The sequence below is a fragment of the Nocardioides koreensis genome (assembly GCF_039531775.1).
Lineage (GTDB): Bacteria > Actinomycetota > Actinomycetes > Propionibacteriales > Nocardioidaceae > Nocardioides > Nocardioides koreensis.
Genome location: NZ_BAAAQR010000007.1, coordinates 222,292 through 244,722, shown reverse-complemented (window position 1 = coordinate 244,722; position 22,431 = coordinate 222,292). Strand labels below are relative to the sequence as shown.

General features: G+C 73.8%; 22 protein-coding genes. 13 read left to right on the top strand and 9 right to left on the bottom strand.

Annotated features, from left to right (window positions below; all coding sequences use genetic code 11):
* Window positions 1-94: 94 nt before the first annotated feature.
* From ABD268_RS13420 to ABD268_RS13410, 3 genes are all read right to left on the bottom strand, one after another.
* Window positions 95-532: an SAV_6107 family HEPN domain-containing protein gene (locus ABD268_RS13420; RefSeq protein ID WP_344152840.1), complete on the bottom strand. Its 438-nt coding sequence runs from the start codon at window positions 530-532 to the stop codon at window positions 95-97.
* 9 nt (window positions 533-541) lie between these two features.
* Complete coding sequence (locus ABD268_RS13415) at window positions 542-910, bottom strand: DUF6504 family protein (protein ID WP_344152838.1); 369 nt, start codon at window positions 908-910, stop codon at window positions 542-544.
* 237 nt (window positions 911-1,147) lie between these two features.
* On the bottom strand, window positions 1,148-1,618 hold the full coding sequence (locus ABD268_RS13410) for a hypothetical protein (protein WP_344152835.1): 471 nt from the start codon (window positions 1,616-1,618) through the stop codon (window positions 1,148-1,150).
* A 98-nt stretch (window positions 1,619-1,716) separates the two neighbouring features.
* Between ABD268_RS13410 and ABD268_RS13405 the strand changes: the two genes are divergently transcribed.
* From ABD268_RS13405 to ABD268_RS13385, 5 genes are read left to right on the top strand one after another with little or no spacing between them, the layout of a single operon-like run.
* The gene (locus tag ABD268_RS13405; protein ID WP_344152832.1) at window positions 1,717-2,190 is read left to right on the top strand and encodes a YbaK/EbsC family protein; all 474 of its coding nucleotides are present in this window, start codon (window positions 1,717-1,719) and stop codon (window positions 2,188-2,190) included.
* Complete coding sequence (locus ABD268_RS13400; RefSeq protein ID WP_344152829.1) at window positions 2,190-2,546, top strand: ArsC/Spx/MgsR family protein; 357 nt, start codon at window positions 2,190-2,192, stop codon at window positions 2,544-2,546. The genes ABD268_RS13405 and ABD268_RS13400 overlap by 1 nt, the downstream gene beginning before the upstream one ends.
* 3 nt (window positions 2,547-2,549) lie before the next feature.
* Window positions 2,550-3,164 carry a DUF4126 domain-containing protein gene (locus ABD268_RS13395; protein WP_344152826.1) on the top strand — a complete coding sequence of 205 codons (615 nt, stop codon included), beginning with the start codon at window positions 2,550-2,552 and terminating at the stop codon, window positions 3,162-3,164.
* Between the two features lie 9 nt (window positions 3,165-3,173).
* The gene (locus ABD268_RS13390) at window positions 3,174-4,604 is read left to right on the top strand and encodes a hypothetical protein (RefSeq protein ID WP_344152823.1); all 1,431 of its coding nucleotides are present in this window, start codon (window positions 3,174-3,176) and stop codon (window positions 4,602-4,604) included.
* A gap of 24 nt (window positions 4,605-4,628) precedes the next feature.
* A complete protein-coding gene (locus ABD268_RS13385; protein WP_344152820.1) occupies window positions 4,629-5,930 on the top strand; it encodes a phytoene desaturase family protein in 1,302 nt (433 codons plus the stop codon).
* A gap of 35 nt (window positions 5,931-5,965) precedes the next feature.
* Here ABD268_RS13385 and metF read toward each other — a convergent pair whose 3' ends face one another.
* Window positions 5,966-6,856: a methylenetetrahydrofolate reductase [NAD(P)H] gene (gene metF, locus ABD268_RS13380; protein WP_344152817.1), complete on the bottom strand. Its 891-nt coding sequence runs from the start codon at window positions 6,854-6,856 to the stop codon at window positions 5,966-5,968.
* A 76-nt stretch (window positions 6,857-6,932) separates the two neighbouring features.
* Here metF and ABD268_RS13375 point away from each other — a divergent pair, with 76 nt between their 5' ends.
* Window positions 6,933-8,015: a polyprenyl synthetase family protein gene (locus tag ABD268_RS13375; RefSeq protein ID WP_344152814.1), complete on the top strand. Its 1,083-nt coding sequence runs from the start codon at window positions 6,933-6,935 to the stop codon at window positions 8,013-8,015.
* Between the two features lie 24 nt (window positions 8,016-8,039).
* Here the strand turns inward: ABD268_RS13375 and ABD268_RS13370 are convergent, their stop codons facing one another.
* Window positions 8,040-8,411: an Rv2175c family DNA-binding protein gene (locus ABD268_RS13370; RefSeq protein ID WP_344152811.1), complete on the bottom strand. Its 372-nt coding sequence runs from the start codon at window positions 8,409-8,411 to the stop codon at window positions 8,040-8,042.
* A 182-nt stretch (window positions 8,412-8,593) separates the two neighbouring features.
* Here ABD268_RS13370 and ABD268_RS13365 point away from each other — a divergent pair, with 182 nt between their 5' ends.
* The 7 genes from ABD268_RS13365 to ABD268_RS13335 all read left to right on the top strand — a co-directional run bounded on the left by ABD268_RS13365 (window position 8,594) and on the right by ABD268_RS13335 (window position 17,512).
* On the top strand, window positions 8,594-9,379 hold the full coding sequence (locus tag ABD268_RS13365) for a lytic transglycosylase (protein ID WP_344152808.1): 786 nt from the start codon (window positions 8,594-8,596) through the stop codon (window positions 9,377-9,379).
* A 194-nt stretch (window positions 9,380-9,573) separates the two neighbouring features.
* A complete protein-coding gene (pknB, locus tag ABD268_RS13360) occupies window positions 9,574-11,583 on the top strand; it encodes a Stk1 family PASTA domain-containing Ser/Thr kinase (RefSeq protein ID WP_344152805.1) in 2,010 nt (669 codons plus the stop codon).
* Between the two features lie 47 nt (window positions 11,584-11,630).
* Window positions 11,631-12,569: a deoxyribonuclease IV gene (locus tag ABD268_RS13355; protein WP_344152802.1), complete on the top strand. Its 939-nt coding sequence runs from the start codon at window positions 11,631-11,633 to the stop codon at window positions 12,567-12,569.
* A complete protein-coding gene (locus tag ABD268_RS13350) occupies window positions 12,566-13,453 on the top strand; it encodes a DMT family transporter (protein WP_344152799.1) in 888 nt (295 codons plus the stop codon). Before ABD268_RS13355 ends, ABD268_RS13350 begins: the two co-directional genes overlap by 4 nt.
* Window positions 13,454-13,574: 121 nt before the next feature.
* Entirely contained in the window at window positions 13,575-14,609 is a 1,035-nt protein-coding gene (aroF, locus tag ABD268_RS13345; RefSeq protein WP_344152796.1) for a 3-deoxy-7-phosphoheptulonate synthase, read from the top strand.
* 78 nt (window positions 14,610-14,687) lie between these two features.
* A complete protein-coding gene (locus tag ABD268_RS13340; RefSeq protein WP_344152793.1) occupies window positions 14,688-15,722 on the top strand; it encodes an NADase-type glycan-binding domain-containing protein in 1,035 nt (344 codons plus the stop codon).
* Window positions 15,723-15,955: 233 nt separating this feature from the next.
* Entirely contained in the window at window positions 15,956-17,512 is a 1,557-nt protein-coding gene (locus ABD268_RS13335) for a hypothetical protein (RefSeq protein WP_344152788.1), read from the top strand.
* Between the two features lie 33 nt (window positions 17,513-17,545).
* Here the strand turns inward: ABD268_RS13335 and ABD268_RS13330 are convergent, their stop codons facing one another.
* The 4 genes from ABD268_RS13330 to ABD268_RS13315 form a co-directional block, all read right to left on the bottom strand.
* Entirely contained in the window at window positions 17,546-18,541 is a 996-nt protein-coding gene (locus tag ABD268_RS13330; protein ID WP_344152785.1) for a threonine aldolase family protein, read from the bottom strand.
* A 70-nt stretch (window positions 18,542-18,611) separates the two neighbouring features.
* Window positions 18,612-19,946 (bottom strand): class II 3-deoxy-7-phosphoheptulonate synthase, encoded by a 1,335-nt coding sequence (locus tag ABD268_RS13325; protein WP_344152782.1) that lies wholly within the window; start codon window positions 19,944-19,946, stop codon window positions 18,612-18,614.
* Between the two features lie 64 nt (window positions 19,947-20,010).
* Entirely contained in the window at window positions 20,011-21,039 is a 1,029-nt protein-coding gene (locus tag ABD268_RS13320; protein ID WP_344152779.1) for a 6-phosphofructokinase, read from the bottom strand.
* A gap of 87 nt (window positions 21,040-21,126) precedes the next feature.
* Complete coding sequence (locus tag ABD268_RS13315) at window positions 21,127-22,380, bottom strand: MFS transporter (RefSeq protein WP_344152776.1); 1,254 nt, start codon at window positions 22,378-22,380, stop codon at window positions 21,127-21,129.
* Window positions 22,381-22,431 lie beyond the last annotated feature (51 nt).

Here is a 22,431-nt window from a genome sequence, read left to right as displayed (position 1 = left end):
CTCCTGCGCGTTCAGCCGGCTCGACCCCTGACTGCTTGCTCGAACATCTGTTCGAACGATTCCACTCTACCTCGCGCCCCCACCGGGCGCCAGCTCAGCTCACGTGCCGCACGACCTGGGCCCGCGCCGGCGCGTGCGGCACCAGCCCGAGGGCCTGCTCGACGACCGCGAGGAAGCGGTCGGCGTCGCGGACCAGGTCGTCGGCCTCCCGCTCACTGACCGCACGGGACGAGCCGGCCTCGGCCGCGGCGCGCTTGCTCGCACCGGCCGCGAAGAAGCGGGCCCACTCGGCCAGCTCGGGCGCCACCTCGGCCAGCAGCACCCAGGCGTTCTTCTGCGCCCGCCGACGCGCCGGCGCCGGGTGCGCACGCGCGGCCAGCAGCGCCGCCGCAGCCCGCAGCGCGGCGACGTGCGCACAGGCGTAGCGCTCCGGCACCTCGGTCGCAGCCATCGCCTCGCTCAGCGACTCGGCCGCGCGGGCGAGGTAGGAGTGCGTCGTGGCCGGCAGGGCATAGGGGTTCGGAACGCTCATCCCTCCCCCTCAGTCCACACAGCCGACGAGCTGCCAGCGACCGTCGCTCCAGTCGAAGGAGAGGTCGAAGACCCCGCCCCCGTCGGGCTCGGACCCGGCGGCCGGCCCCGCGCCCCGCCCGGCCTCGACCCGCCACAGCTCGCGCTCGACCAGCAGGTCACCGGCCGGAGCCGCCACCCCGGACGGGTCGGTCACGGCCTCCTCGGAGCCGACCACCGCCCGCACGCCCGACGACTGCCACCACGGCGCCGTCTCCACCCAGTGCGCGACCACCGCGCGCACCTTCCACAACCGTCCGCGCCACAGGAACTGCTCCGGGCCCTCCACACCCGTCACCCAGCCCCTGCGCACCTCCACGGGGTCCTCGTACCGCCTCATCTGGCCGCCTTCCTGCCGCACCCTCGCCTCGACCCCGGACACCGACCCCTCTCGCCCCGGCCGGCCCGAGGGCCGGCCCCGGCGGGGACGGGGGTCGAGGTCGTCCCCGCCGAGCGGCGTTCGAACGCGTGTTCGAACACCACGAACGCTACACCTCGGCACGGACAGTGCGTCAAGAGCCGGTCGGGACCGACCGGAGAAAGGACCGGGACGGGCGCAGCCGCCCGGTCGGCGACGTCAGGAGGGTCGCGAGCCCGACGTGTCGGAGTGCGAGGCCAGCCAGGCGTTCCGGATGTAGGCGTTGGTGTCGCGGTGCCACAGGAAGAACAGCAGCGCGACGTCCAGCACCACCGAGACCACCGAGACCGCCAGGAACAGCGCCGGCGGGCCGGTCCGCAGCCCGGCGAGCGTCGCGACCGCCATGAAGGCGACCAGGCCCGTCAACGACAGCCGGGCCCAGTTGTGCCCGTTGCGGAAGAACATCAGCAGCACGCCCGCGAGCAGGGCGAACACCACGAAGAGGACGATCGCGACCGGGACGAACGACGGCGGCTTGACCCCCGTCTCGTCGGGGTGACCGGTCGCCCACGCACGCACCAGGTCGTCGCGCATGAGGACCGTCAGCAGGGCCGTCAGGCCGCTCAGGGCCACCAGCCCTCCCAGGGTCCAGGTCGCACCGCTCACCGAGCGCGGCTGCTGCCGACTCATGCACTCTCCTCTCACGCGCGTCCGGGCTCCCCGCCCGACACGACGCGCCACGCAAACCGGGACGGACGGACGACCCCGCCTCTGGCTAGGGTCGCAGTATGTCGACCGAGCACCCCACGATCAGCCGCTTTCGAGACGAGCACCGCCGACGTGGAGGGACCGGTGAGGTCGTCATTCTCCCCGACTCGGTCCACACCGCCGCACTGGCCGCCGAGGCGCTGGGCTGCGAGGTCGGTGCGATCGCCAACAGCCTGCTCTTCGACGCGGCCGGCTCCCCCGTGCTCATCCTCACCTCCGGCGCCCACCGGGTCGACACCGTCGCGACCGCCGAGCGCCTCGGGGTCGCCGGCCTGGAGCGGGCGAAGCCGGAGTTCGTGCGCGAGCACACCGGCCAGGTGATCGGCGGGGTCTCCCCCATCGGCCACCCGGCACCGGTGCCGACGTACCTCGACTCCTGGCTGCGCAAGTACGACGTGGTGTGGGCCGCCGCCGGCCACCCCGCGGCGGTGTTCTCCACGTCGTACGACGAGCTGCTGTCCCTCACCGGCGCCACCGGGATCGAGGTCGACTGATGGAGATCTGGCTGAACCCCGCCTGCTCGAAGTGCCGCGCGGCGACCGCGGAGCTCGACGCCGCCGGCGTGGACTACACCGTGCGCCGCTACCTCGACGACCCGCCGACGGCGGCCGAGCTCGGCGAGGTGGTCGCCCGGCTGGGCCTCGAGCCCTGGGACGTCGCGCGCCCGAAGGAGACCGCCGAGGCCGGCATCGACCTGCCACGTGAGCCGGCCCACCGCGACGCCTGGCTGGCCGCGATGGTGGCCTCCCCCGCCACGATCCAGCGGCCGATCATCACCGCCGCCGACGGCACCAGCGTGGTGGCCCGCGACCCCGAGACGCTCGCCGGGATCGTCGAGCGGGCCCGCTGACCCGTGGACTCCCTCGCGCTGGCGTTCTCGAGCGGCTGGGCCAGCGGCGTCAACGCCTACCTGGTCGTGCTGGTGCTCGGCATCGCGGACCGGGTCGGCGGGTTCGCCGAGGTCCCTGACGTGCTCGGACGCTGGGACGTCCTCGCGGTGGCATTCGTCCTCTACTCCTTCGAGTTCGTCGCCGACAAGGTCCCCTACGTCGACTCCACGTGGGACGCCGTCTCGACGGCGATCCGTCCGACGACGGGCGCCGTCGTGGGCGTGCTGATCGCCGGGCAGGCCGACTCGCTCGACGGGGCGGTGCTCGGCGTCGTCGGTGGCGGCACCGCGCTGCTGTCCCACCTCGCCAAGGCCGGGGGCCGGCTGGCGATCAACTCCTCCCCGGAGCCCGTCACCAACATCGCCGCCAGCATCGCCGAGGACGTCACCGTCCTGACGGTGGTGTGGTTCGCCCTCGAGCACCCCCGGGGCGCCGCGGCGGTCGCCGGGCTGCTGCTCGCGGCGGGCCTGGTGCTGCTGCTCCTGCTCGCGCGGCTGGTCCGGCGCGGCTGGCGGAGGTGGAAGCGGCGCGAGCCACCGGGACGTAAACCCATGGCGACGTCCGGCCGCCCTCACTAACGTCAGGCCATGGAGCTCTCGGACCGCCTGACCGACCCCGCCGCCCGGGCGGAGGTGACCGGCCGCCTGGCCGCGCTCTTCGCCGGCCGCCCGGTGATCATCGGTCCGGGGGTGCTCGCCGGCTTCACCCCCGTCGTCGAGTGGGTGCGCGAGCTCGGCAGCCCGGTGCTGGTCGTCTCGACCACGCGGGGCGCGGGGCGCGTCCCGGCCGAGGACGAGTGCGTCGTCGTCGAGGTGGCGCCACCGGCGGCCGCATCGGTCACCGACGAGCTGCGCGCCCACGACCGGCTGGCCCGGCGTCTCCCCCCGCACGCGGTCGCTGCCGTCGAGGCGTTCGACCCCGACCGGCGCGGCGTCTGGTACACCAGCCCGTTCGTCACCACCGACGAGCCGATCCTGGGCAGGCCGGTCACCGGCGGACGTCCGGCGTCGTTCCTCGCCCTCGAGGACAAGATGCTGGCCGACGACATCTGGGCGGCCGCCGACGTCGCCTGCGCGCCGTACCTGATCGTGCCGGTCGAGGAGCGCGCCCTCGCCGAGGCGACCGAGCAGGTCGCGGGACCGCTCGGTGCGGTGTGGTCCGGGGACGCCCGCGACGGCTTCAACGGCGGCGGCAACTACGTGCGCTGGGTCGTCGACCGCCGCGACCAGGCGGCGGCCCGCGCCTTCTTCCTGCCCCGTTGCGACCGGATCCGGGTGATGCCGTTCCTCGACGGGGTGCCGTGCTCGATCCACGGCTTCGTCCTCGACACCGGCACCGCGGCGTTCCGGCCGGTGGAGATCGCGATGCTGCGCGAACCCGCCACCCGGCGCTTCGTCTACGGCGGGCTCGGCACGTTCTGGGACCCGCCGGCCGCCGACCGCGAGGAGATGCGCGACGTCGTACGCCGTGTGGGCGCGCACCTGCGCAAGGCGCACGGCTACCGCGGCGCCTTCGGCATCGACGGCGTCCTCACCGCCGACGGGTTCCGGCCCACCGAGCTCAACACCCGGATGTCGGCCGGGGCGACCACCGTCGCCGAGGTCGACCGGAGGTTCTTCTCGTTCCTGCAGGCGACCGTGGTGGCAGGGGTCGACCCGGACCTCGGCGTGGACGACCTCGAGAGCCTGGTCGGGCTGATGGACGCCCAGCGGGCCGGCAAGGCGGTCGCCGTCGCCGAGGGGCCCAAGGTGGGCGGGGACTTCAGCTTCCCGGTCACCTGGGACGGCCGCTCGTTCACCCGCTCGACGGTCGAGACCGGCAACACCCTCGTCGTGGCCGACACCGCGGCCGGGTTCTTCGCCAAGGTCGATCCCTGCGTGGCGCTGGCCCCGGGCGAGCGCCTGGCCGACCTCAACGTCGCCCTGCTGGCCTTCGTCGACCGGGAGTACGGCTCGGACTTCGGCGCCCTCGAGGCCGCGCCCGACCTGCGAGGCGCGGGAGCCGCCGCCGCGCAGTAGGACCGGGCCGTAGGGTGTGGCGCCATGGCGCGCGTCGTGGTGGTCGGTGGCGGTTTCGGCGGCCTGGCCTCGGCGGCGCGGCTGGCCAAGCTCGGCCACGCCGTGACCCTGCTCGAGCGGTCGGCGAGCCTCGGCGGGGCGCTGGTGGAGGAGTCGGAGGACGGCTTCGCCTGGGACGCCGGGCCGACGTACACCCTGCTCCCCGCGGTGGTCCGCGACCTGTTCCGCAAGTCCGGGCGCCCGGTCGAGCGTGAGCTGGAGCTGGTCCAGCTCGACCTGGTCCGCGAGCACCGCTTCGAGGACGGCACCGCGGTCGCCGTCCCCGGCGGCTCCCGGGCCGCCCAGATCGCCGCCTTCGACGGCCTCGCGCCCGGGCTCGGCCGACGCTGGGTGGACCACGTGGCCTCCTACGCCGACGACTGGGAGGTGCTGCGCCGCGACTACCTCGAGCACCCCTGGCAGCCCGACGCGCTGCCCCGCGAGCTGGCGGCCCGGCTGGACAGCCGTGAGGTGCTGCACAAACGCCTGCGCAGGACGTTCAAGGACGAGCGCCTGCGGCTGGTCGCCGGTCACCCGTTCGTCGCCGAGGGGCACGACCTGCGCAACGTGCCCGCGTGGCTGGGGGTGACGGCGTACGTCGAGCAGCGGTTCGGCGCGTGGACGGTGACCGGCGGCATGGCCGCGCTCGGTGCCGCCCTGGAGCAGCGGCTGGCCACCCGCAAGGTGGACGTGCGGACCTCGACCGAGGTGACCGACCTGGTCCTGCGTGAGGGCCGGGTCGTGGCTGTCGCGACCGACGCGGGCGAGGTGGACGCCGAGGTCGTGGTCTGCGCGGTGGACCCGCGCCGGCTCCCCGCACTGGCGGGCTTCGTGCAGCGGACGATGCCGGCGATCCCGCCGGTGGTCGTCCACCTCGGGCTGGAGGGCGAGGTGCCGGCCCTGCCGCACGAGACGGTCCTGCACGGCGACCCGATGCTGGTGGTGCGCACCGGCGGCCGGGCGCCGGACGGTCACACCGGCTGGACGGTGCACGGGCGCGGCCGGCTGGCCGAGGACGTGCTGCGCGCGCTGGCGCGACACGGGATCGACGTCCGCCACCAGGTCGTGGCCCGCGTCGACCGCTCCCCCCGCGACCTGGTCGAGCGCTGGGGCGGCTCGCCGCTCGGGGTGCTCTGGCAGGGCCGCGGCACGGTGCGGCAGCGGCTCGGGCCCGCGACGCCGGTGCCCGGCGTCTTCGCCGCCGGTGCCCACGCGACCCCGGGGGCGGGGTTGCCGTTCGTGGGGCTGTCCGCCTCGCTGGTGGCACAGGCGGTCGGGCCCGCCTGACGACGGCCGGCCACGGCGTTCGGGTCCGTCCCTGCCTACGCCGACAGGCGCAGCGCCTCGAACATCTCCAGCGTCGCCTTCGACCGGTTCAGCGTGTAGAAGTGCAGCCCGGGCGCGCCCCCGGCCAGCAGCTGCTCGCACAGCTCGACGGCCACCGCGATCCCCTCGGCCCGCAGCGCCGCGGCGTCACCGTCGAGCTTCGAGATCCGTGACACGACGTCCTCGGGGACGTCGGCGCCGATCAGCTCACCCTGCCGGCGGATTGCGCTCAGGTTCAGGATCGGCATGATCCCCGGCAGGATCGGGATGTCCACGCCGCGGGCGCGGACCCGGTCCACGAGGCCGAAGTAGTCCGAGGCCCGGAAGAACATCTGCGTGACCGCGAACTCCGCCCCGGCCCGCGCCTTCGCGACGAGGACGTCCGCGTCGTGGTCCAGGGACTCCGCGCAGGGGTGCCCCTCGGGGAAGGCGGCGACGCCCACCGTGAACTCGCCGCGCCCCTTGACCAGCTCCACGAGCTCGGTCGCGTAGTTCAGCCCGCCAGGCGTGGCCGCCCAGGGGGCCCGGGGGCCGTCGGCCGGGTCCCCGCGCAGGGCCATCACGTGGCGCACGCCGGCCTCGGCGTAGGAGTCCAGGATCGACTCGAGCTCGGCGCGCGTGTGCCCGACGCACGTCAGGTGCGCCATCGGCGTCATCGAGGTCTCGCGGACGATGCGGGAGGTGAGTCGGACGGTCTTGTCGCGGGTGCTGCCCCCGGCGCCGTAGGTGACCGACACGAAGGTGGGCCCGGCTGGTTCCAGCGCGCTGATCGCTCGCCACAGCTGGTCCTCCCCCGCCTCGTCCTTGGGCGGGAAGAACTCGAAGGAGAACGAGCGCCCTCCGCCACGGATGAGCTCCCCGATGCTCTGGGCGCGGTCGTCGTTCATGGCGTCGAGTGTAGGTAGCCACGGGAGCCTCCGGGCCCGTTGTCCACGGGACAAGAGCCCCCTCTACCCTCTTTTCGTGACGAGCAGCGGGTGGGACAGCGCAGATTTCCGCGATCGCGTCCAGGCCGCGCTCGACGCGTTCCTCGACGAGCAGGCCGAACGGCTGGCCCCGCTGGGCCCGGACGCCTCCCGCCTCCTGGACGAGGCGCGCGCCGCGGTCTCCGGCGGGAAGCGGTTCCGCGCGGCGTTCTGCTACTGGGGGGCCCTCGCGCTCGCTCCCGACCTGGCGACGCGCCCCGAGGAGGACGACGCGCTCATCCGCGCCTGCGCCTCGCTCGAGCTGCTGCACGCCAGCGCGCTGGTCCACGACGACCTGATGGACGCCTCCGACACCCGTCGCGGTCGGGCCGCGACGCACCGCCAGTTCGAGACCGACCACCGGGAGGCGCGCTGGCGCGGTGTCCCCGAGCAGTACGGCGCGGCCGCGGCGATCCTGCTCGGCGACCTGCTGCTGACCTGGGCCGACGAGATGCTGCGCCGCTGCGGCCTGCCGCTGGCGCAGGTCGCCCCGGCGCTCGACGTCTTCGACCACTGCCGCTCCGAGGTGATCGCGGGCCAGTTCCTGGACGTCTCGGTGCAGGCCCGGGGCCTCGCCGACGTCGACGCGGCGATGACCGTGCTGCGCTACAAGTCCGCGAAGTACTCCATCGAGCGCCCGCTCCACATCGGCGCCGCGCTCGCCGGCGCCGGCCCGCGGACGATGTCCGAGCTGACGGCGTTCGGGCTGCCGCTGGGCGAGGCGTTCCAGCTGCGCGACGACCTGCTCGGCGTCTTCGGCGACCCGGCGGCCACCGGCAAGCCGGCGGGCGACGACCTGATCGAGGGCAAGCGCACGGTGCTCGTCGCGCTCGCCCTCGACGCCGCGGAACCCGAGGACGCGAAGCTCCTGCACACCTCGCTCGGCACCCCGCTCGGCGAGGCGGCCGTGGAGCAGCTGCGCGGCATCATCGACGGCTCGGGCGCCCACCACCAGGTCGAGTCGGTGATCACCGAGCTGGCCGGGCGTGCGGTGACCGCGCTGGAGCGGGCCGAGGTCGACGACCGGGCCCGCGCCGTCCTGCGCGACCTCGCCTCCGCGGCGACCGACCGGGCGGTCTGACCTGCGACCGGGACGGGTGGGGCGTCAGAACGCCATCGCCTGGGCCCGGCGCTTCACCTCCGAGCCGCGGTTCTCGCGCAGCGCGTCGATGGGGCGGCCGGGCAGTGCGGCGTCGGTGAACAGCCACGCGATGCACTCGCGGTCGTCGTACCCGCCGTCGTGCAGCACCGTCAGCAGCCCGGGCAGTCCCTTGACGACCAGGCCGTCCTGGACGAAGTCGGCGGGGACCTGCTGGCCCGCGCCCGGCGCGGGCACGGCGGCCGCGAGCTCGTGCTCACGGATCATGGTGCGGACCTTGCCCACGGTCACCCCGAGCTGACGGGCGGTCTCCGCCCAGTCGATCCACGCGGGAACCAGCGCGCCCAGGTCGGCGTCGGCAAGTCTGGGTTCAGTCATGGGTTCCACTCTTCCACTCGCTCCGCCGCGGACGAAACCGTGGCCCATGCGCGGCCTCCTACGTAACAGCAGTCACTTGAGCCACACCGGTCCGCGGGTTACGGTCGAGCGTCGTCCGCGGCTCTCCCCGCCGGGTTCGCTCGGGACCCGGGTGCCGCGCCGGCACGAAGGGAGTCGACCCGATGTCCCCCACGAGACGACTGATCACGGCCGGCCTGGCCGGCCTCGCGATGTGCTTCCTGCCCGCCCCCGCGCAGGCCACCGACGGCGACCTGCCGTCCGGCCGGCGGATCCTGGACCACCGGGTGCATCCCGGCGAGACGGTGACCGGGCTGGCCGTCCGCTACCACGCCTGGACCGCCGAGCTGATCGCCCACAACCACCTCGGCGCGGGCGGCGCGATCCGGGTGGGCCAGCACCTCGAGATCCCGGTGGTGCTCTCCGCCCTGCCCCGCCACCAGTCGGCACAGCACGGTCCGCGGCACCACTCCGCACCCCAGCACCACGCACCCCAGCAGCACGCGCCCCAGCACCACGCTGCGCCGGCGCCCGCACCGCCCGGTACCGCCAGCGTGCGGCGGACGGTCGCCCGCACCGCGCTCCGGCACGGGGTGGACCCGCAGCTGGCACTGGCGGTGTCGTGGCAGGAGTCGGGCTGGCAGATGGGCCGGCGCTCGGACGCGGGCGCGATCGGCGCCATGCAGGTGCTGCCCAGCACCGGCGCCTGGATGTCGCTCTACGAGGGCCGACGCCTGCACCTGCACCGGCTGGCCGACAACGCCACCGCCGGGGTGCGGCTGCTGCGGGTGCTGGGTGACGAGACCGGCTCGCGACGGCACCTGGTGGGCGCCTACTACCAGGGACTCGGTGCGGTGCGGTCGCACGGGCTCTACGGCGAGACCCGTCACTACGTGGACAACGTGCTGGCCATCAGGACCCGGCTCGAGGCGGGTCGCCCACCCGCCTGAGGCGACCCGGCGAGGGCTGACGGGTGTCGCCTGCGCCACGCCGGTGAGGCCTCAGCACGGGCCGCGGCGGGAACGTCCGTACGATTGGGGTCCCGGATCCTTCCCCGTCCGGCCGCAGGAGGGTCGCAGTGCAGTCACGTCGACAGCCAGATCGGCACGCCCGCACGGGCGCCGACGCTGTCACGGGCGACCCCATGACCGGGCGGCTCCTGGACGGCCGCTACCGGATCGGGCCGCGGATCGCTCGCGGCGGCATGGCCAGCGTCTACGAGGCCACCGACATCCGCCTGGACCGGACCGTCGCGGTCAAGGTGATGCACCCCGGCCTCGGTGACGACGAGGAGTTCGCGGCCCGCTTCGTGCGCGAGGCCCGCGCCGCCGCCCGGCTCTCCCACCCCAACGTGGTCGCGGTCTACGACCAGGGCGAGGACGCCGGCACCGCCTACCTGGCGATGGAGCTCGTGCCCGGGCACACCCTGCGCGACGTGATCCGCACGGAGAGCCCGATGGCGCCGGCCCGCGCGCTGACCCTGCTCGAGCCGATCCTCTCCGCCCTCGCCACCGCGCACCGCGCCGGGCTCATCCACCGCGACGTCAAGCCCGAGAACGTCCTCATCGCCACGGATCCCAGCACCGGGGCGAGCCAGGTCAAGGTCGCCGACTTCGGCCTCGCCAAGGCCGTCAGCACCGACACCCAGCACACCGCGACCTCCGGCGTGCTCATCGGCACCGTGTCCTACCTCGCTCCCGAGCTGGTCCTCGACGGGCGCGCCGACACGCGCGCCGACGTCTACGCGGCCGGCGTGATGCTCTACGAGCTCCTGACCGGCACCAAGCCCCACGAGGGCGAGTCGCCGATCCAGGTGGCCTACAAGCACGTCCACGAGGACGTCCCGCCGCCGTCGGAGTCGGTCCCCGGCATCCCGGCGTACGTCGACGCCCTGGTCGCCCGCGCCACGGCGCGCGACCAGCACCTGCGGCCGGCCGACGCCGGCGTGCTGCTGCACCAGCTGCGCCGGGTCAGCCACGCCCTCGCCGACGGCGTGCTGGACGACCCCGAGCTCACCGCCGACCTCGCCCCGGTCCTGCTGCACCCCGACACGGGCGAGACCGTGGCCGTCGAGGTGCCGCCGCGGGACCGCCACGACACCGCGCCCGACCCGTTCGACGGCGCCGTCATCGCGACGATGCTGGCCCCGGCCGCCGAGGAGACCCACGAGCGCACCAGCCTGATCCCCCGGTCCGCGGCAGCCCCGCCGGCTCCACCGGCCCGGTCCCCCGGATCGCCGTCGCGGCCGCCGCGCCGGCCACGCCGTTCACGCCGCGGCCCGATCCTGCTGGTCCTGGTGCTGCTGCTCGTCGCGGCCGCGGGCTTCGGCGCCTACTGGTTCGGCTGGGCCCGCTACACCCCCACGCCCGGCGTCATCGGCCTGGGCAAGGCCGCCGCGATCGAGAAGATCGAGGCCGCCGGCCTGGAGGCCGAGATGGGCGAGAGGGCCTACTCCGAGACGGTCCCGGCCGGCCGGGTCATCGACACCGATCCCGGCGCGGGCTCGCGGGTCCTCGACGGCGGCACGGTCACGGTCGTGCTGTCGCTGGGCAAGGAGCGGTACGACGTACCCCGCACGAAGGGGATGAGCGAGGACCAGGCCCAGGATGCCCTGCTGAACACCCACCTGTCCTTCGGCCACTCCGTCGGGAAGTACTCCGAGACCGTGGCCGAGGGCACCGTCCTCGGCAGCGATCCCAAGGCCGGCACGACCCTGCGGCCCGACTCGGCGGTCGACCTGGTGGTCAGCAAGGGCCCCCGGCCGATCCACGTGCGCGACTGGACCGACAAGGACGCCGACAAGGCCCAGGCGGCGCTCGAGGCCAAGGGCCTGACCGTCGACCGCAGCACCGAGGAGTACTCCGACACCGTCCCCGAGGGCGACGTGATCTCGCAGTCCCCCACCACCGGCACGCTCTACCGCGGCGACAGCGTCCGCCTCGTCGTGTCCAGGGGACCGGAGCTGGTGGAGATCCCGGGCGGGCTCGTCGCCTCCGGCGTGGACGACGCCACGGCCAAGCTCGAGGCGCTCGGGTTCCAGGTCGAGGTGCGCAAGAACGACCACTACATCGGTGTCGGCTACGTCTACTCGGTCGACCCCGGATCGGGGTCGATGGCGCCCAAGGGCTCCACGGTGACGCTCTCCATCCTGTGACCGTCCCCGGTTCGCACGGGTCGCCCGAGCCCGCCTAACCTGCTCGCATGCCCCTCGACCCGACCGTGGACCACGCTGCCCGCAACCCGATCGGGACGCACGTGCTCGTGGGCAAGGGCCTCGTCGACGGGGCGCTCGCCCACGCCGACCTGCTGCGCTGCGAGACGATCCAGGTCTTCGTGGGGAACCCGCGCGGCTGGGCGCTCTCGCCCGGGAAGCCGGCCGACGACGCCCGCTTCCGCGCGGAGATCGAACGCCGCGGGATGCGGGCCTTCATCCACTCCCCCTACCTGGTGAACCTCGGCAGTCCCACGCCGGCGACGTACGAGAAGTCCGTCGCGTCGGTGGCCCACAACCTGCGTCGGGCCGCCGAGATCGGCGCCGAGGGGGTCGTGGTCCACACCGGCTCCTTCGTGGACCCCTCCACCGACCCGGCCGAGGGCGAGGCGAGGTACGCCGCGGCGATGCGGCAGGTGCGCGAGGGCCTGCTGCCGCTGCTGGACGTGGTGGCCGGGGACGACGCGCCCTGGCTGCTGCTCGAGCCGACCGCGGGGCAGGGCCGCTCGCTGTGCGCCGGCGTGGAGGACCTCGAGCCGTACCTCGCTGCCCTCGACTTCCACCCCAAGGCCGGCATCTGCCTCGACACCTGCCACGTCTTCGCGGCCGGCGCCCCGCTGGACGAGCCCGGGGGTGCGACCGCGACCGTGGACCGGATCGTCGAGATCGGTGGTCCCGGGAGGCTGCGCCTGGTGCACGCCAACGACTCGATGGACGTGCGCGGTGCCTTCAAGGACCGCCACCAGCTGATCGGCCAGGGCCACATCGGCACCCACGCGTTCCGCGAGCTCTTCGCCCACCCGGCCACCGACGGGGTCCCGTTCGTGCTGGAGACCCCGGGGTCCCGCGGCGCGGACAACGTCGACATCCCGCTGCTCAAGCAGCTGCGGGCGGACGCCCGGGCCGACGCCGCCGCGCCCGCCGGATGAGCCGTCGCTCCGGCCTGCTCGCGGCGGGCGCCCTGCTCGGCATCACCGCCATGTGGGGGTCGACGTTCTTCCTGATCCGGGACCTGCTGGACCGGGTGCCGACCCTGGACTTCCTGGCGGTGCGGTTCGCCATCGCCAGCGTCGCCCTGCTGGTGGTTGCGCCGCGTGCGGTGGCCCGACTCTCCCCCGCGGCGCGGCGCGGGGCGGTCGTCCTGGGGCTGCTGTACGGCGTGGCCCAGATCCTGCAGACCGCCGGTCTGGCCCACACCGCGGCCAGCGTCTCCGGGTTCATCACCGGGATGTACGTCGTGCTCACACCGGTCTTCGCCGCCGTGCTGCTGCGCACTCGGATCACCGCGATGACCTGGGGCGCCGTGCTGCTCGCCACCGCCGGGCTCGCGGTGCTGACCCTCAACGGCCTCTCCGTCGGGTACGGCGAGGCGATCACCCTGGTCGCCGCGATGCTCTACGCCCTGCACATCGTGGGGCTGGGGGCCTGGTCCACCCCGCACGAGGCGCTGGGCATGTCGATCGTGCAGCTCGTGGTCATCACGCTGGTCTGCCTCGCGGCCACCGCCCCGGACGGGATCGTACTGCCCTCGACCCCGCAGGACTGGCTCTCGGTCGTCTACATGGCCCTGTTCGCCGGTGCGTTGGCGCTGGTCGGCCAGACCTGGGCGCAGGCCCACCTGCCACCGACGCGCAGCGCCATCATCATGAGCATGGAGCCGGTGTTCGCCGCCCTGTTCGCGGTGCTGCTCGGCGGCGAGTCCTTCACCCTGCGGATGGTCACCGGCGGGCTGATGGTGCTGGCCGCCATGCTCGTCGTCGAGCTGGCCCCGCGACGCAAGGTCGAGGCCGAGGTGCAGCACCTGGCGGTGTGACCGCACCGGTCCACATCGCGGGCAACCCGCCCCGCGGGCCCGGGTTGCCCTAGCGTCGGTGCCCTCGCGACCCCGACGACGTGGTCACTCCTGCAGGAGAGGAACCGCCATGGTCGTCGTCATGTCTCCGGACGCCACCCCCGAGGACGTCGCGCGCGTCGTGGCCCGGGTCGAGGGTGTCGGCGGCGAGGCCTTCGTGTCCACCGGCGTCGTGCGCACGATCATCGGCCTGGTCGGGGACATCGACTCCTTCCACCACCTCAACCTGCGCACGCTGCCCGGCGTCGCCGACGTGCACCGCATCTCCGATCCCTACAAGCTGGTCAGCCGCCAGCACCACCCGGACCGCTCGACGGTCTGGGTCGGCCCCGCCGGGCACCAGGTCCCGATCGGTCCCGGCACCTTCACGTTGATCGCCGGACCGTGCGCGGTCGAGACCGCCGAGCAGACCATCGAGACCGCCCGGATGGCCCGGTCCGCCGGGGCCACGATCCTGCGCGGCGGCGCCTTCAAGCCGCGGACCTCGCCGTACGCGTTCCAGGGCCTCGGCGTCGCCGGGCTGCGCATCCTCAGCAGCGCGCGGGAGGCGACCGGGCTGCCGATCGTCACCGAGGTGGTCGACGCCCGCGACGTGCCGGTGGTCGCCGAGCACGCCGACATGCTCCAGATCGGCACCCGCAACATGGCCAACTTCGGCCTGCTGCAGGCCGTCGGCGAGGCCGGGAAGCCGGTGCTGTTCAAGCGCGGCATGACCGCCACCATCGAGGAGTGGCTGATGGCCGCGGAGTACATCGCGCAGCGCGGCAACCTCGACGTGGTCCTCTGCGAGCGCGGGATCCGGACCTTCGAGCCGGCCACCCGCAACACGCTCGACATCTCCGCAGTGCCGGTCGTGCAGGCCGCCAGCCACCTGCCGGTGATCGTCGACCCCTCGCACGCCGCAGGACGCAGGGACCTGGTGGTGCCGCTCTCCCGCGCGGCGATCGCGGTCGGCGCCGACGGGGTCATCGTCGACGTCCACCCGGACCCGGAGACCGCGTTGTGCGACGGCCCCCAGGCCCTCCGGGGCGTCGAGCTGCGCGAGCTCGCGCGGGCGGTGCGACGCCTCCCCCCGATGGTCGGGCGCGCGGACGCCGCCGGCCAGGTCCGGGCCTGAGCGCCGGCGCTCGATTTCCCCCGCCCCCGGCTCCCTGCCTACGCTGGCGGACGGACCTGACGACCCGAAGGAGAGTGGATGGACACGTGCGCGAGCTGCGGCCACGAGCTCGTCGTGGGTCGCTTCTGCACCAACTGCGGTCGGCTGCGGGAGTCCGCACCCACCGATGAGGGTGTGGAGGCGACCCGGCAGCTGCCTGCGGTCAGTGCCCCGGTCGCCCCCTTCGCCGGGGAGCCCGACGACTGGCGCTCCGACACCGCCGAGCGGCCCGTCGCCCGTCACGCTGCCCGGCCGAGCGCGCTGCCTCCGCCTCCGCCTCCGCCGCCGGCGCCGCTGGTCCCCGGCGACGGCCCGCGCTTCCCCCTGTACGCCGACCAGGCAGCGCCGGTCGACGCCCCGATCGACGCCCAGGTCGACGCGCTGAACGACACGGCCGTCGACGAGCAGCGGCACCGGCCCGCGCCCCGGCGCTGGCTCCCGTGGGCCGCGGCGGCCACGGTGCTCCTCCTGGTCGTCGTGCTCGGCGTCTGGATGCTCGCGGGAGGAGCCCCCGAGTCTCCGGCGCAGGCCACCGACCCCGCGTCGGCGGGCAACGGGGGCCACGGCGCGAAGGCGTCCGGCGGTGCCGCGGACGTGGCCCGGGAGGCCACGGCACAGGTGCCGGCGACCGCGCCGCCCAACCAGGACGTCGACGGCAACATGGTCCGCTACGAGTCCCGCAACATGCTCGACGGGGTCCCGACCACCTGCTGGCGGATGGCCGGCGACGGCAGCGGCCAGCAGATCACCTTCGACCTGGCCGCGACGACGACGCTGACCACGGTCGGCCTGGTCAACGGCTACGCCAAGACCGCGACCGACGGGCGGGGCCACGAGCTGGACTGGTACCACGGCAACCGCCGCGTGCTCGCGGTCGAGTGGGCCTTCGACGACGGTACGACGGTCACCCAGGACCTCCGCGACAGCAGGAAGATGCAGACGCTCGACGTCGACCCGGTGACCACGCAGCACGTGCGGCTCACGCTCGTGTCGGTGTCACCACCCGGCAAGGGGCCCGCCGCCCGCGACTACACGCCGATCAGCGACGTGACCCTGCAGGGCACCGCCGGCTGAACCCGCCGTACCGCACCCGGCTGCTCCGTTCCCGGCCCGGGCGTCGGAGTGCGCGGCTACCCTGTCGCGCGACACTCCACACCGGATTGACGGGGAACCCCATGCTGACGTGCGCCCATTGCGCCTCCGAGAACCCTGGGACGAGCCGCTTCTGCGGCAGCTGCGGCCGACCGCTCGCGGCGCCACCGGCGGCCGCACCGGGCACGACTCCCCCGCCGCCACCCACGGCAACCATGGCCGCCGCGCCGCCACCCACGGCCCCGATGGCGGCGGCTCCCACCGCGCCGCCGGCCTCACCCCCGGTGCTCCCTCCCCCGCCGGCGGGACCGCCGCCGACCGCCGGGCCCGCGACGCCACGCCTGCCGTCGGTCAGCTGGCAGCGACTGCTCGTCGGCAACTGGCTGGGCGCCGGCCTGACCGCGGCCACCGCCCTGGTCGCGGCCGGGGTGCTCTCGACCGTGCTTGGCCTGATGTCCAAGCCGGTCGACTTCGGCGTCGACAACGGGCTCACGCTGGTCACCATCCTGCTGGCCGCGACGTTCGGGGCCGACCTGGTCCTCGACCTCGACACCGGCGGCGACACCGCCCACGCCAACGTGGGCATGTTCCCGCTCACCGTCACCATCCTGGCCCTGGTCGCGGCCGCGTTCGTCTTCCGCCGGGTGACGGCACGCTATCCCCGGGCGCTCGACGCGGTCGCCGACGCCGCCCGAGCGGCGCTGCTGCTCGGACTGGGCGTGATGGTGCTCGCAGTCGTGTTCCGCGCCGACAACAACGAGATGGGACGCGGCTGGGGTGCCGTGCTCAGCCGTGGCCGCACCGGCGTCGACGCCGAGTGGGGCGCCAGCATCGCGGGCGCGTTCTTCCTCGCCTTCCTCGTGCTCTTCGTGACCCTCGTCGCGGTCCTGTTCGCCACCCGCCGTGACTGGTGGCCGGCCCCCGTGAAGCGGGTGCACGACTGGACCGCCGCACCCCTGTACGGCGTGGGCACGATCTTCGCGATGCTGCCCGTGGCCGGCGTCGTCGGCCTGCTGCTGCTCATCTTCACCGGCGACACCTTGGGCGACAACGACCCGACCGACGACGACCTGTCGGCCGGCATCGCACTGATCGTGGGCCTGGTCGCGAGCGGTGGCTTCTGGCTCATCTCGCTGGGCGCAGGCGCGGCGTACGGGAGCGTCGAGAGCGGCTCGGGCTCCAGCGACACGACTGACCTGCACCACCTGGCCCACTACGCCCAGGACACCCCCGGCCTGTGGGCGGCCCCGGTCGTGATGCTGGTGGTGCTCTTCCTCGCCGCGTTCACCGTCGCCCGCAAGACCGCGGCCCCGCAGCGGATCCTCGGCAACCTCGGCGTCTTCGTCGCCCTGCTGCTGGTGGCGCTGCCGCTGATGTCGCGCCTCACCTCGATGCATGCGGGTGCGCGGCTGGACGGCGAGGACCTCGAGGGCAGCTACTACATCGGCCAGGTCGGCTGGCAGGCCACGCTGCTGCTGGCCCTGACTGGCCTGGTGTGCGCCGGTCTGGTCGCGCTGATGAGCCGGAGCATCAACCCTGCCGCGGTGCGGGCGCAGGCCTCGGCGCTCGCCGGGCGGATGCAGTCCAACCCGGGCCGTCCGCCGGCCACACCTCCGGCCGCACCGACGGGCCCGCCGCCGTCCTGGCAGCCCGGAGCCACGGAGCAGGAGATCTGGGGCCGGCCGACGATGCCGCCCCCGGCGCCGGATCACCCCACCGCGGACGACGGCACCCGGATCCGGCCGATGACCCCGCCGCCGGGACAGGAGTAGCCGCCGCAGCGGCCGGCTGGCGGGACAGCGACCTCAGACCAGCCGGCCGAGCACCGCGGCGGCCTTCTCGGTGTCGTCCCGGCTGACGTCGAGGTGGGTGACCATCCGCACCGTCGTGGGGCCGACGGCCGAGAGCAGGACACCCTCCGCGCGCGCGGCCGACACGAACTCGACGGCGTCCGGGCGCGGCACCACGACGACGTTGGTGTCGACGCCGTCGGGGTCGACACCGCAGGCCTCCGCCAGCAGCCGGGCGTGGGTGTGGTCCTCGGCCAGCCGGTCGACGTGGTGGTCGAGGGCGTGCAGCCCGGCGGCGGCGAGAATGCCGACCTGCCGCATCCCGCCCCCCATCCGCTTGCGCCACACCCGGGCCTCGGCGATCGCGTCGGCGGAGCCGATCATCAGCGAGCCCACCGGGGCGCCGAGGCCCTTGGACAGGCACACCGCCATCACGTCGGCGACCGCGCCGTACTCCGCCAGCGGTGTCCCGGTGGCGACGTGCGCGTTCCAGATCCGGGCACCGTCCATGTGGATGCGCGCACCGACCCCGGTGGCGAGCTCCCGCAGGTCCCGGAGGTCCTGGAGCGGCAGCACCGCACCCCCGGCGAAGTTGTGGGTGTTCTCGACCGAGATGGCGGCGGTGGGCACGAAGAACGGCCCCATGTCGGGAGCGTGCATCGACTCGATCGTCGTCAGGTCGACCTGGCCACGCGGGTGGATCCAGGTGCGCATGGTCAGCCCGGTGTAGGCGCCGTGGGCACCGAGCTCGGCGCGCGCGATGTGCGCGCTGGCCTCGCAGAGCACCTCCTGGCCGACGGCGACGACCGAGCGCACCGCGAGCACGTTGGCCATCGAGCCGGTCGGCATGAAGAGCGCCGCCTCGTGCCCGAACAGGCCGGCCACGCGCTCCTCGAGGCGCGCGACCGTCGGGTCCTCGCCGTACACGTCGTCACCGACCTCGGCGGTGGCCATCGCCCGGCGCATCGCGTCGGTCGGTCGGGTCAGGGTGTCGCTGCGCAGGTCGATCACGGGCCCAACCTAACGAGTCGTGCGGTGGAGGGTGCGCTCGGGCGCACTCCTGCCCGCACGACTCGGACGATCAGGCCTTCCGGAGCATCTCCGCAACGAGGAACGCCAGCTCGAGGGACTGCACCCGGTTGAGCCGCGGGTCGCAGACCGACTCGTACCGGTGGCCGAGGTCGACCTCCAGCAGCTCCTCACCGCCACCGACGCACTCGGTCACGTCGTCACCGGTCAACTCGACGTGGATGCCGCCGGGCCAGGTGCCGAGCGAGCGGTGCACGTCGAAGAAGCCCTGGACCTCGTCGATCACGTCGTCGAAGCGCCGGGTCTTGTAGCCCGAGCTGGCCTCGAAGGTGTTGCCGTGCATCGGGTCGCAGACCCACGCCACCTCGACGCCGGCCGCGGTGACCTTCTCGACCAGGTTCGGCAGGCCGTCGCGGATCCTGCCGGCCCCGAAGCGCGTGATGAAGGTCAGCCGACCGGGCTCGTTCTGGGGGTTGAGCTTCGCGGCGAGCGCGAGCGCGTCGTCGGGAGTGGTGGTCGGGCCCAGCTTCACACCGATCGGGTTGCGGATGTGGCTGAGCAGCTCCACGTGGGCGTTGTCGAGCTGGCGGGTCCGCTCGCCGATCCACACGAAGTGCCCGGACACGTCGTACGGCAGGTCGGTGCGGGAGTCGATGCGGGTCAGGGCGTGCTCGTACTCCAGCACCAGCGCCTCGTGGCTGGAGTGGAAGTCGACCCGGTGGAACTCGTCGGGATCGGCGCCGATCGCCTTCATGAAGGTCAGCGCGCGCTCGATCTCGTTGGCCATCGCCTCGTACTGCTGGCCGACCGGGGACTCACGGACGAAGTCGGTGTTCCAGGTGTGGACCTGGCGCAGGTCGGCGTAGCCGCCGGTGACGAAGGCGCGCACGAGGTTCAGCGTCGCGGCCGAGGAGTTGTAGACGTCGACGAGCCGCTGCGGGTCGGGGATCCGGGCCTCGGAGGTGAAGTCGAAGCCGTTGACCGCGTCACCGCGGTAGGCCGGCAGGGTCACGCCGTCGCGGGTCTCGAAGTCCGAGGAGCGCGGCTTGGCGTACTGGCCGGCCAGCCGGCCGACCTTCACGACCGGCACCGACGCGGCGTAGGTCAGCACGACCGCCATCTGCAGCAGCACCCGGAGCTTGTTGCGGACGTTGTCGGCCGTCACGCCGGCAAAGGTCTCGGCGCAGTCACCGCCCTGCAGCAGGAAGGCCTCGCCGCGGGTGACCGCGGCGATCTTCGCCGTGAGGTCGTCGCACTCACCGGCGAAGACCAGCGGCGGCATAGTGCGCAGCCGGGCCACGGCAGCGTCGACGGCGCCCTTGTCGGGGTACGTCGGCTGTTGGGCCGGGCCGAGGGCGTGCAGGGCCTCGAGGTCGGGGATGCTCACCGCACCAGCGTACGCGCGGCCGGGCGGTCCGCCCGAACCCGCGGGCGCCGGCGAGACGGGGCCGTCAGCCGAAGAAGACCTCCGCCTCGGCGTACTCCTCGGGGCTGACCAGCTTCAGCTCGCCGGTGCCCTCGATCAGGGGCACCCGCACGATCTTCGTGCCCCGCAGCGCCATCATCGTGCCGAAGTCGCCGTCGGCCACCGCGTCGATCGCCTGCAGCCCGAAGCGGGTCGCCAGCCAGCGGTCGAACGCCGTCGGCGTGCCCCCACGCTGGATGTGCCCGAGCACGACCGCGCGGGCCTCCTTGCCGGTGCGCCCCTCGATCTCGCTGGCGAGGCGGTCGCCGATGCCGCCGAGGCGGACGTGCCCGAAGGCGTCCTTCTCCCCCGACACCAGGGTCATGTCGCCACCCTCGGCGGGAACCGCGCCCTCCGAGACCACGATGATCGGCGAGTAGCGGGTCTCGAAGCGCTCCTCCACCAGGCGGCACACGGCCTGGATGTCGAAGGGCTGCTCGGGGATGAGCACGACGTTGGCCCCGCCGGCGATCCCGGAGTGCAGGGCGATCCAGCCGGCGTGCCGGCCCATCACCTCGACGACCAGGACCCGGTGGTGGGACTCCGCCGTGGTGTGCAGGCGGTCGATGGCCTCGGTCGCGATGTTGACCGCCGTGTCGAAGCCGAAGGTGAAGTCGGTGCCGGACAGGTCGTTGTCGATCGTCTTCGGCACGCCCACCACGTTCACGCCGAGGTCGGCCAGCTGGGTGGCCACGCCCAGGGTGTCCTCGCCGCCGATCGCGATCAGGGCGTCGACCCCGTCGTTGGCGAGGTTGTCCTTGATCTTCTCCACGCCGTTGTCGATCTTGAACGGGTTGGTGCGCGAGGAGCCGAGGATGGTGCCGCCGCGCGGCAGGATGCCGCGGCACTGCTGGATGCCGAGCTCCATGGTGACGCCCTCGAGGGGACCCCGCCAGCCGTCCCGGTAGCCCACGAACTCGAAGCCGTGCTGGCGCACGCCCTTGCGGACCACCGCCCGGATCACGGCGTTCAGTCCGGGGCAGTCCCCGCCTCCGGTGAGCACTCCGACGCGCATGCCTACTCCTGGGATTGGATCGTTCACAACCGGCCCACGACTCTAGTGGCGCAAGGGGCGCGAGGGCCAGAGTCGACCATCCCACGGTCAGGTCGGTGCGACCTCGGCGGCCACCGGCTCCTCGGCACGGTTGGTGACCCGCAGGGCGGCCTCCGGGAGCGTCGTACCCAACCGGGCGGCGAGCAGCGCGCCGGCCCCAGCCACGGCGAGGAGGCCGATCCAGATCGGAGCGGCCCCGCGGTCCAGCAGCCAGGCGAAGGCCACCGGCGCGATCGTGCTCGCGAGGTTCCACGCCAGCTGGATCAGCGAGAGGTAGCGGCCGCGGAGCTGCTCCGGCGCCGCCTCGGCGGAGAGGGCTCCGTGCACCGGGCCGCCGAGGACCTCCGCGCCGGTGTAGACGACCGCGCCCACCAGCACCACGGCGGTTGCCAGCCCCACGGACAGCCGGCTGGCGCCCAGCAGGATGACGAACGACGCGGCGAACACGGCGTTGGTGAGCATCAGGACCCGCCAGCGCCGGGCGCCGGTCATCGCCCGCACCACGAGCCCCTGCCCGAAGCCGACCATGACGGTGTTCATGGTGAACACCGCGCCGGTGACCCAGCCGGGAAGCCCGAGCACGGTGGTGGCGTAGACCGGCATCGCGAAGTTGAGCACCATCATCGAGGTCGAGTAGGCCAGCTGCGCGGCCCACAGCAGGCGGTACGGCCGGTCGCGCAGCACCACGCCCCAGGCGCCCTCGGGGCTGCGGTGGCCGCTCCGGGCGGTGGGCGGCACGGCCAGCAGCAGCCCGAAGGCCAGCACGAACGACGCGGCGTTGGCGACGACCACGGCGGCGTACGCCGTGTCGGTGCCGATGGTGATCGCGAGCCCCGACAGCAGGCCGCCCAGCGCGAAGCCGACGTTGCGCAGGGCCCCGAGGAAGCCGAACCACTTCTCGCGCTCCCCCGGCACCGAGATCGCCGCGACGATGTTGCCGTAGGAGCCCCAGAAGGCGGTCCGCCCGACGGTCACCACGATCGTCCAGAGCGTGAGTGCGACGAAGGAGTCGGTGAGCAGGTACGCCGCGTAGCCCACCGCCTGCAGGGCGTTGCCGGCGAGCAGCACGTGCTTGGCGCCGTACCGGTCGACCACACCGCCGATGAGCGGACCGACCGGCAGCGCCACCGCGGAGGCCAGCGAGATCGCACCCCCGACCTGCACCAGGCCCAGGTCGGTGGTGACCAGGAAGTAGAGCACGCAGACCGGCATGAACACGCCACTCCCCACCGCGTCCACGGCGATGGCGGTGACGAAGCGACGGTGGTCGCCGATGGACGGGAAGCCGAGTCGGTGCAGCACGCGCACATCCTCCGGCCTCAACCCCGCTTGAAGGCAACTGGAATTCGTCGA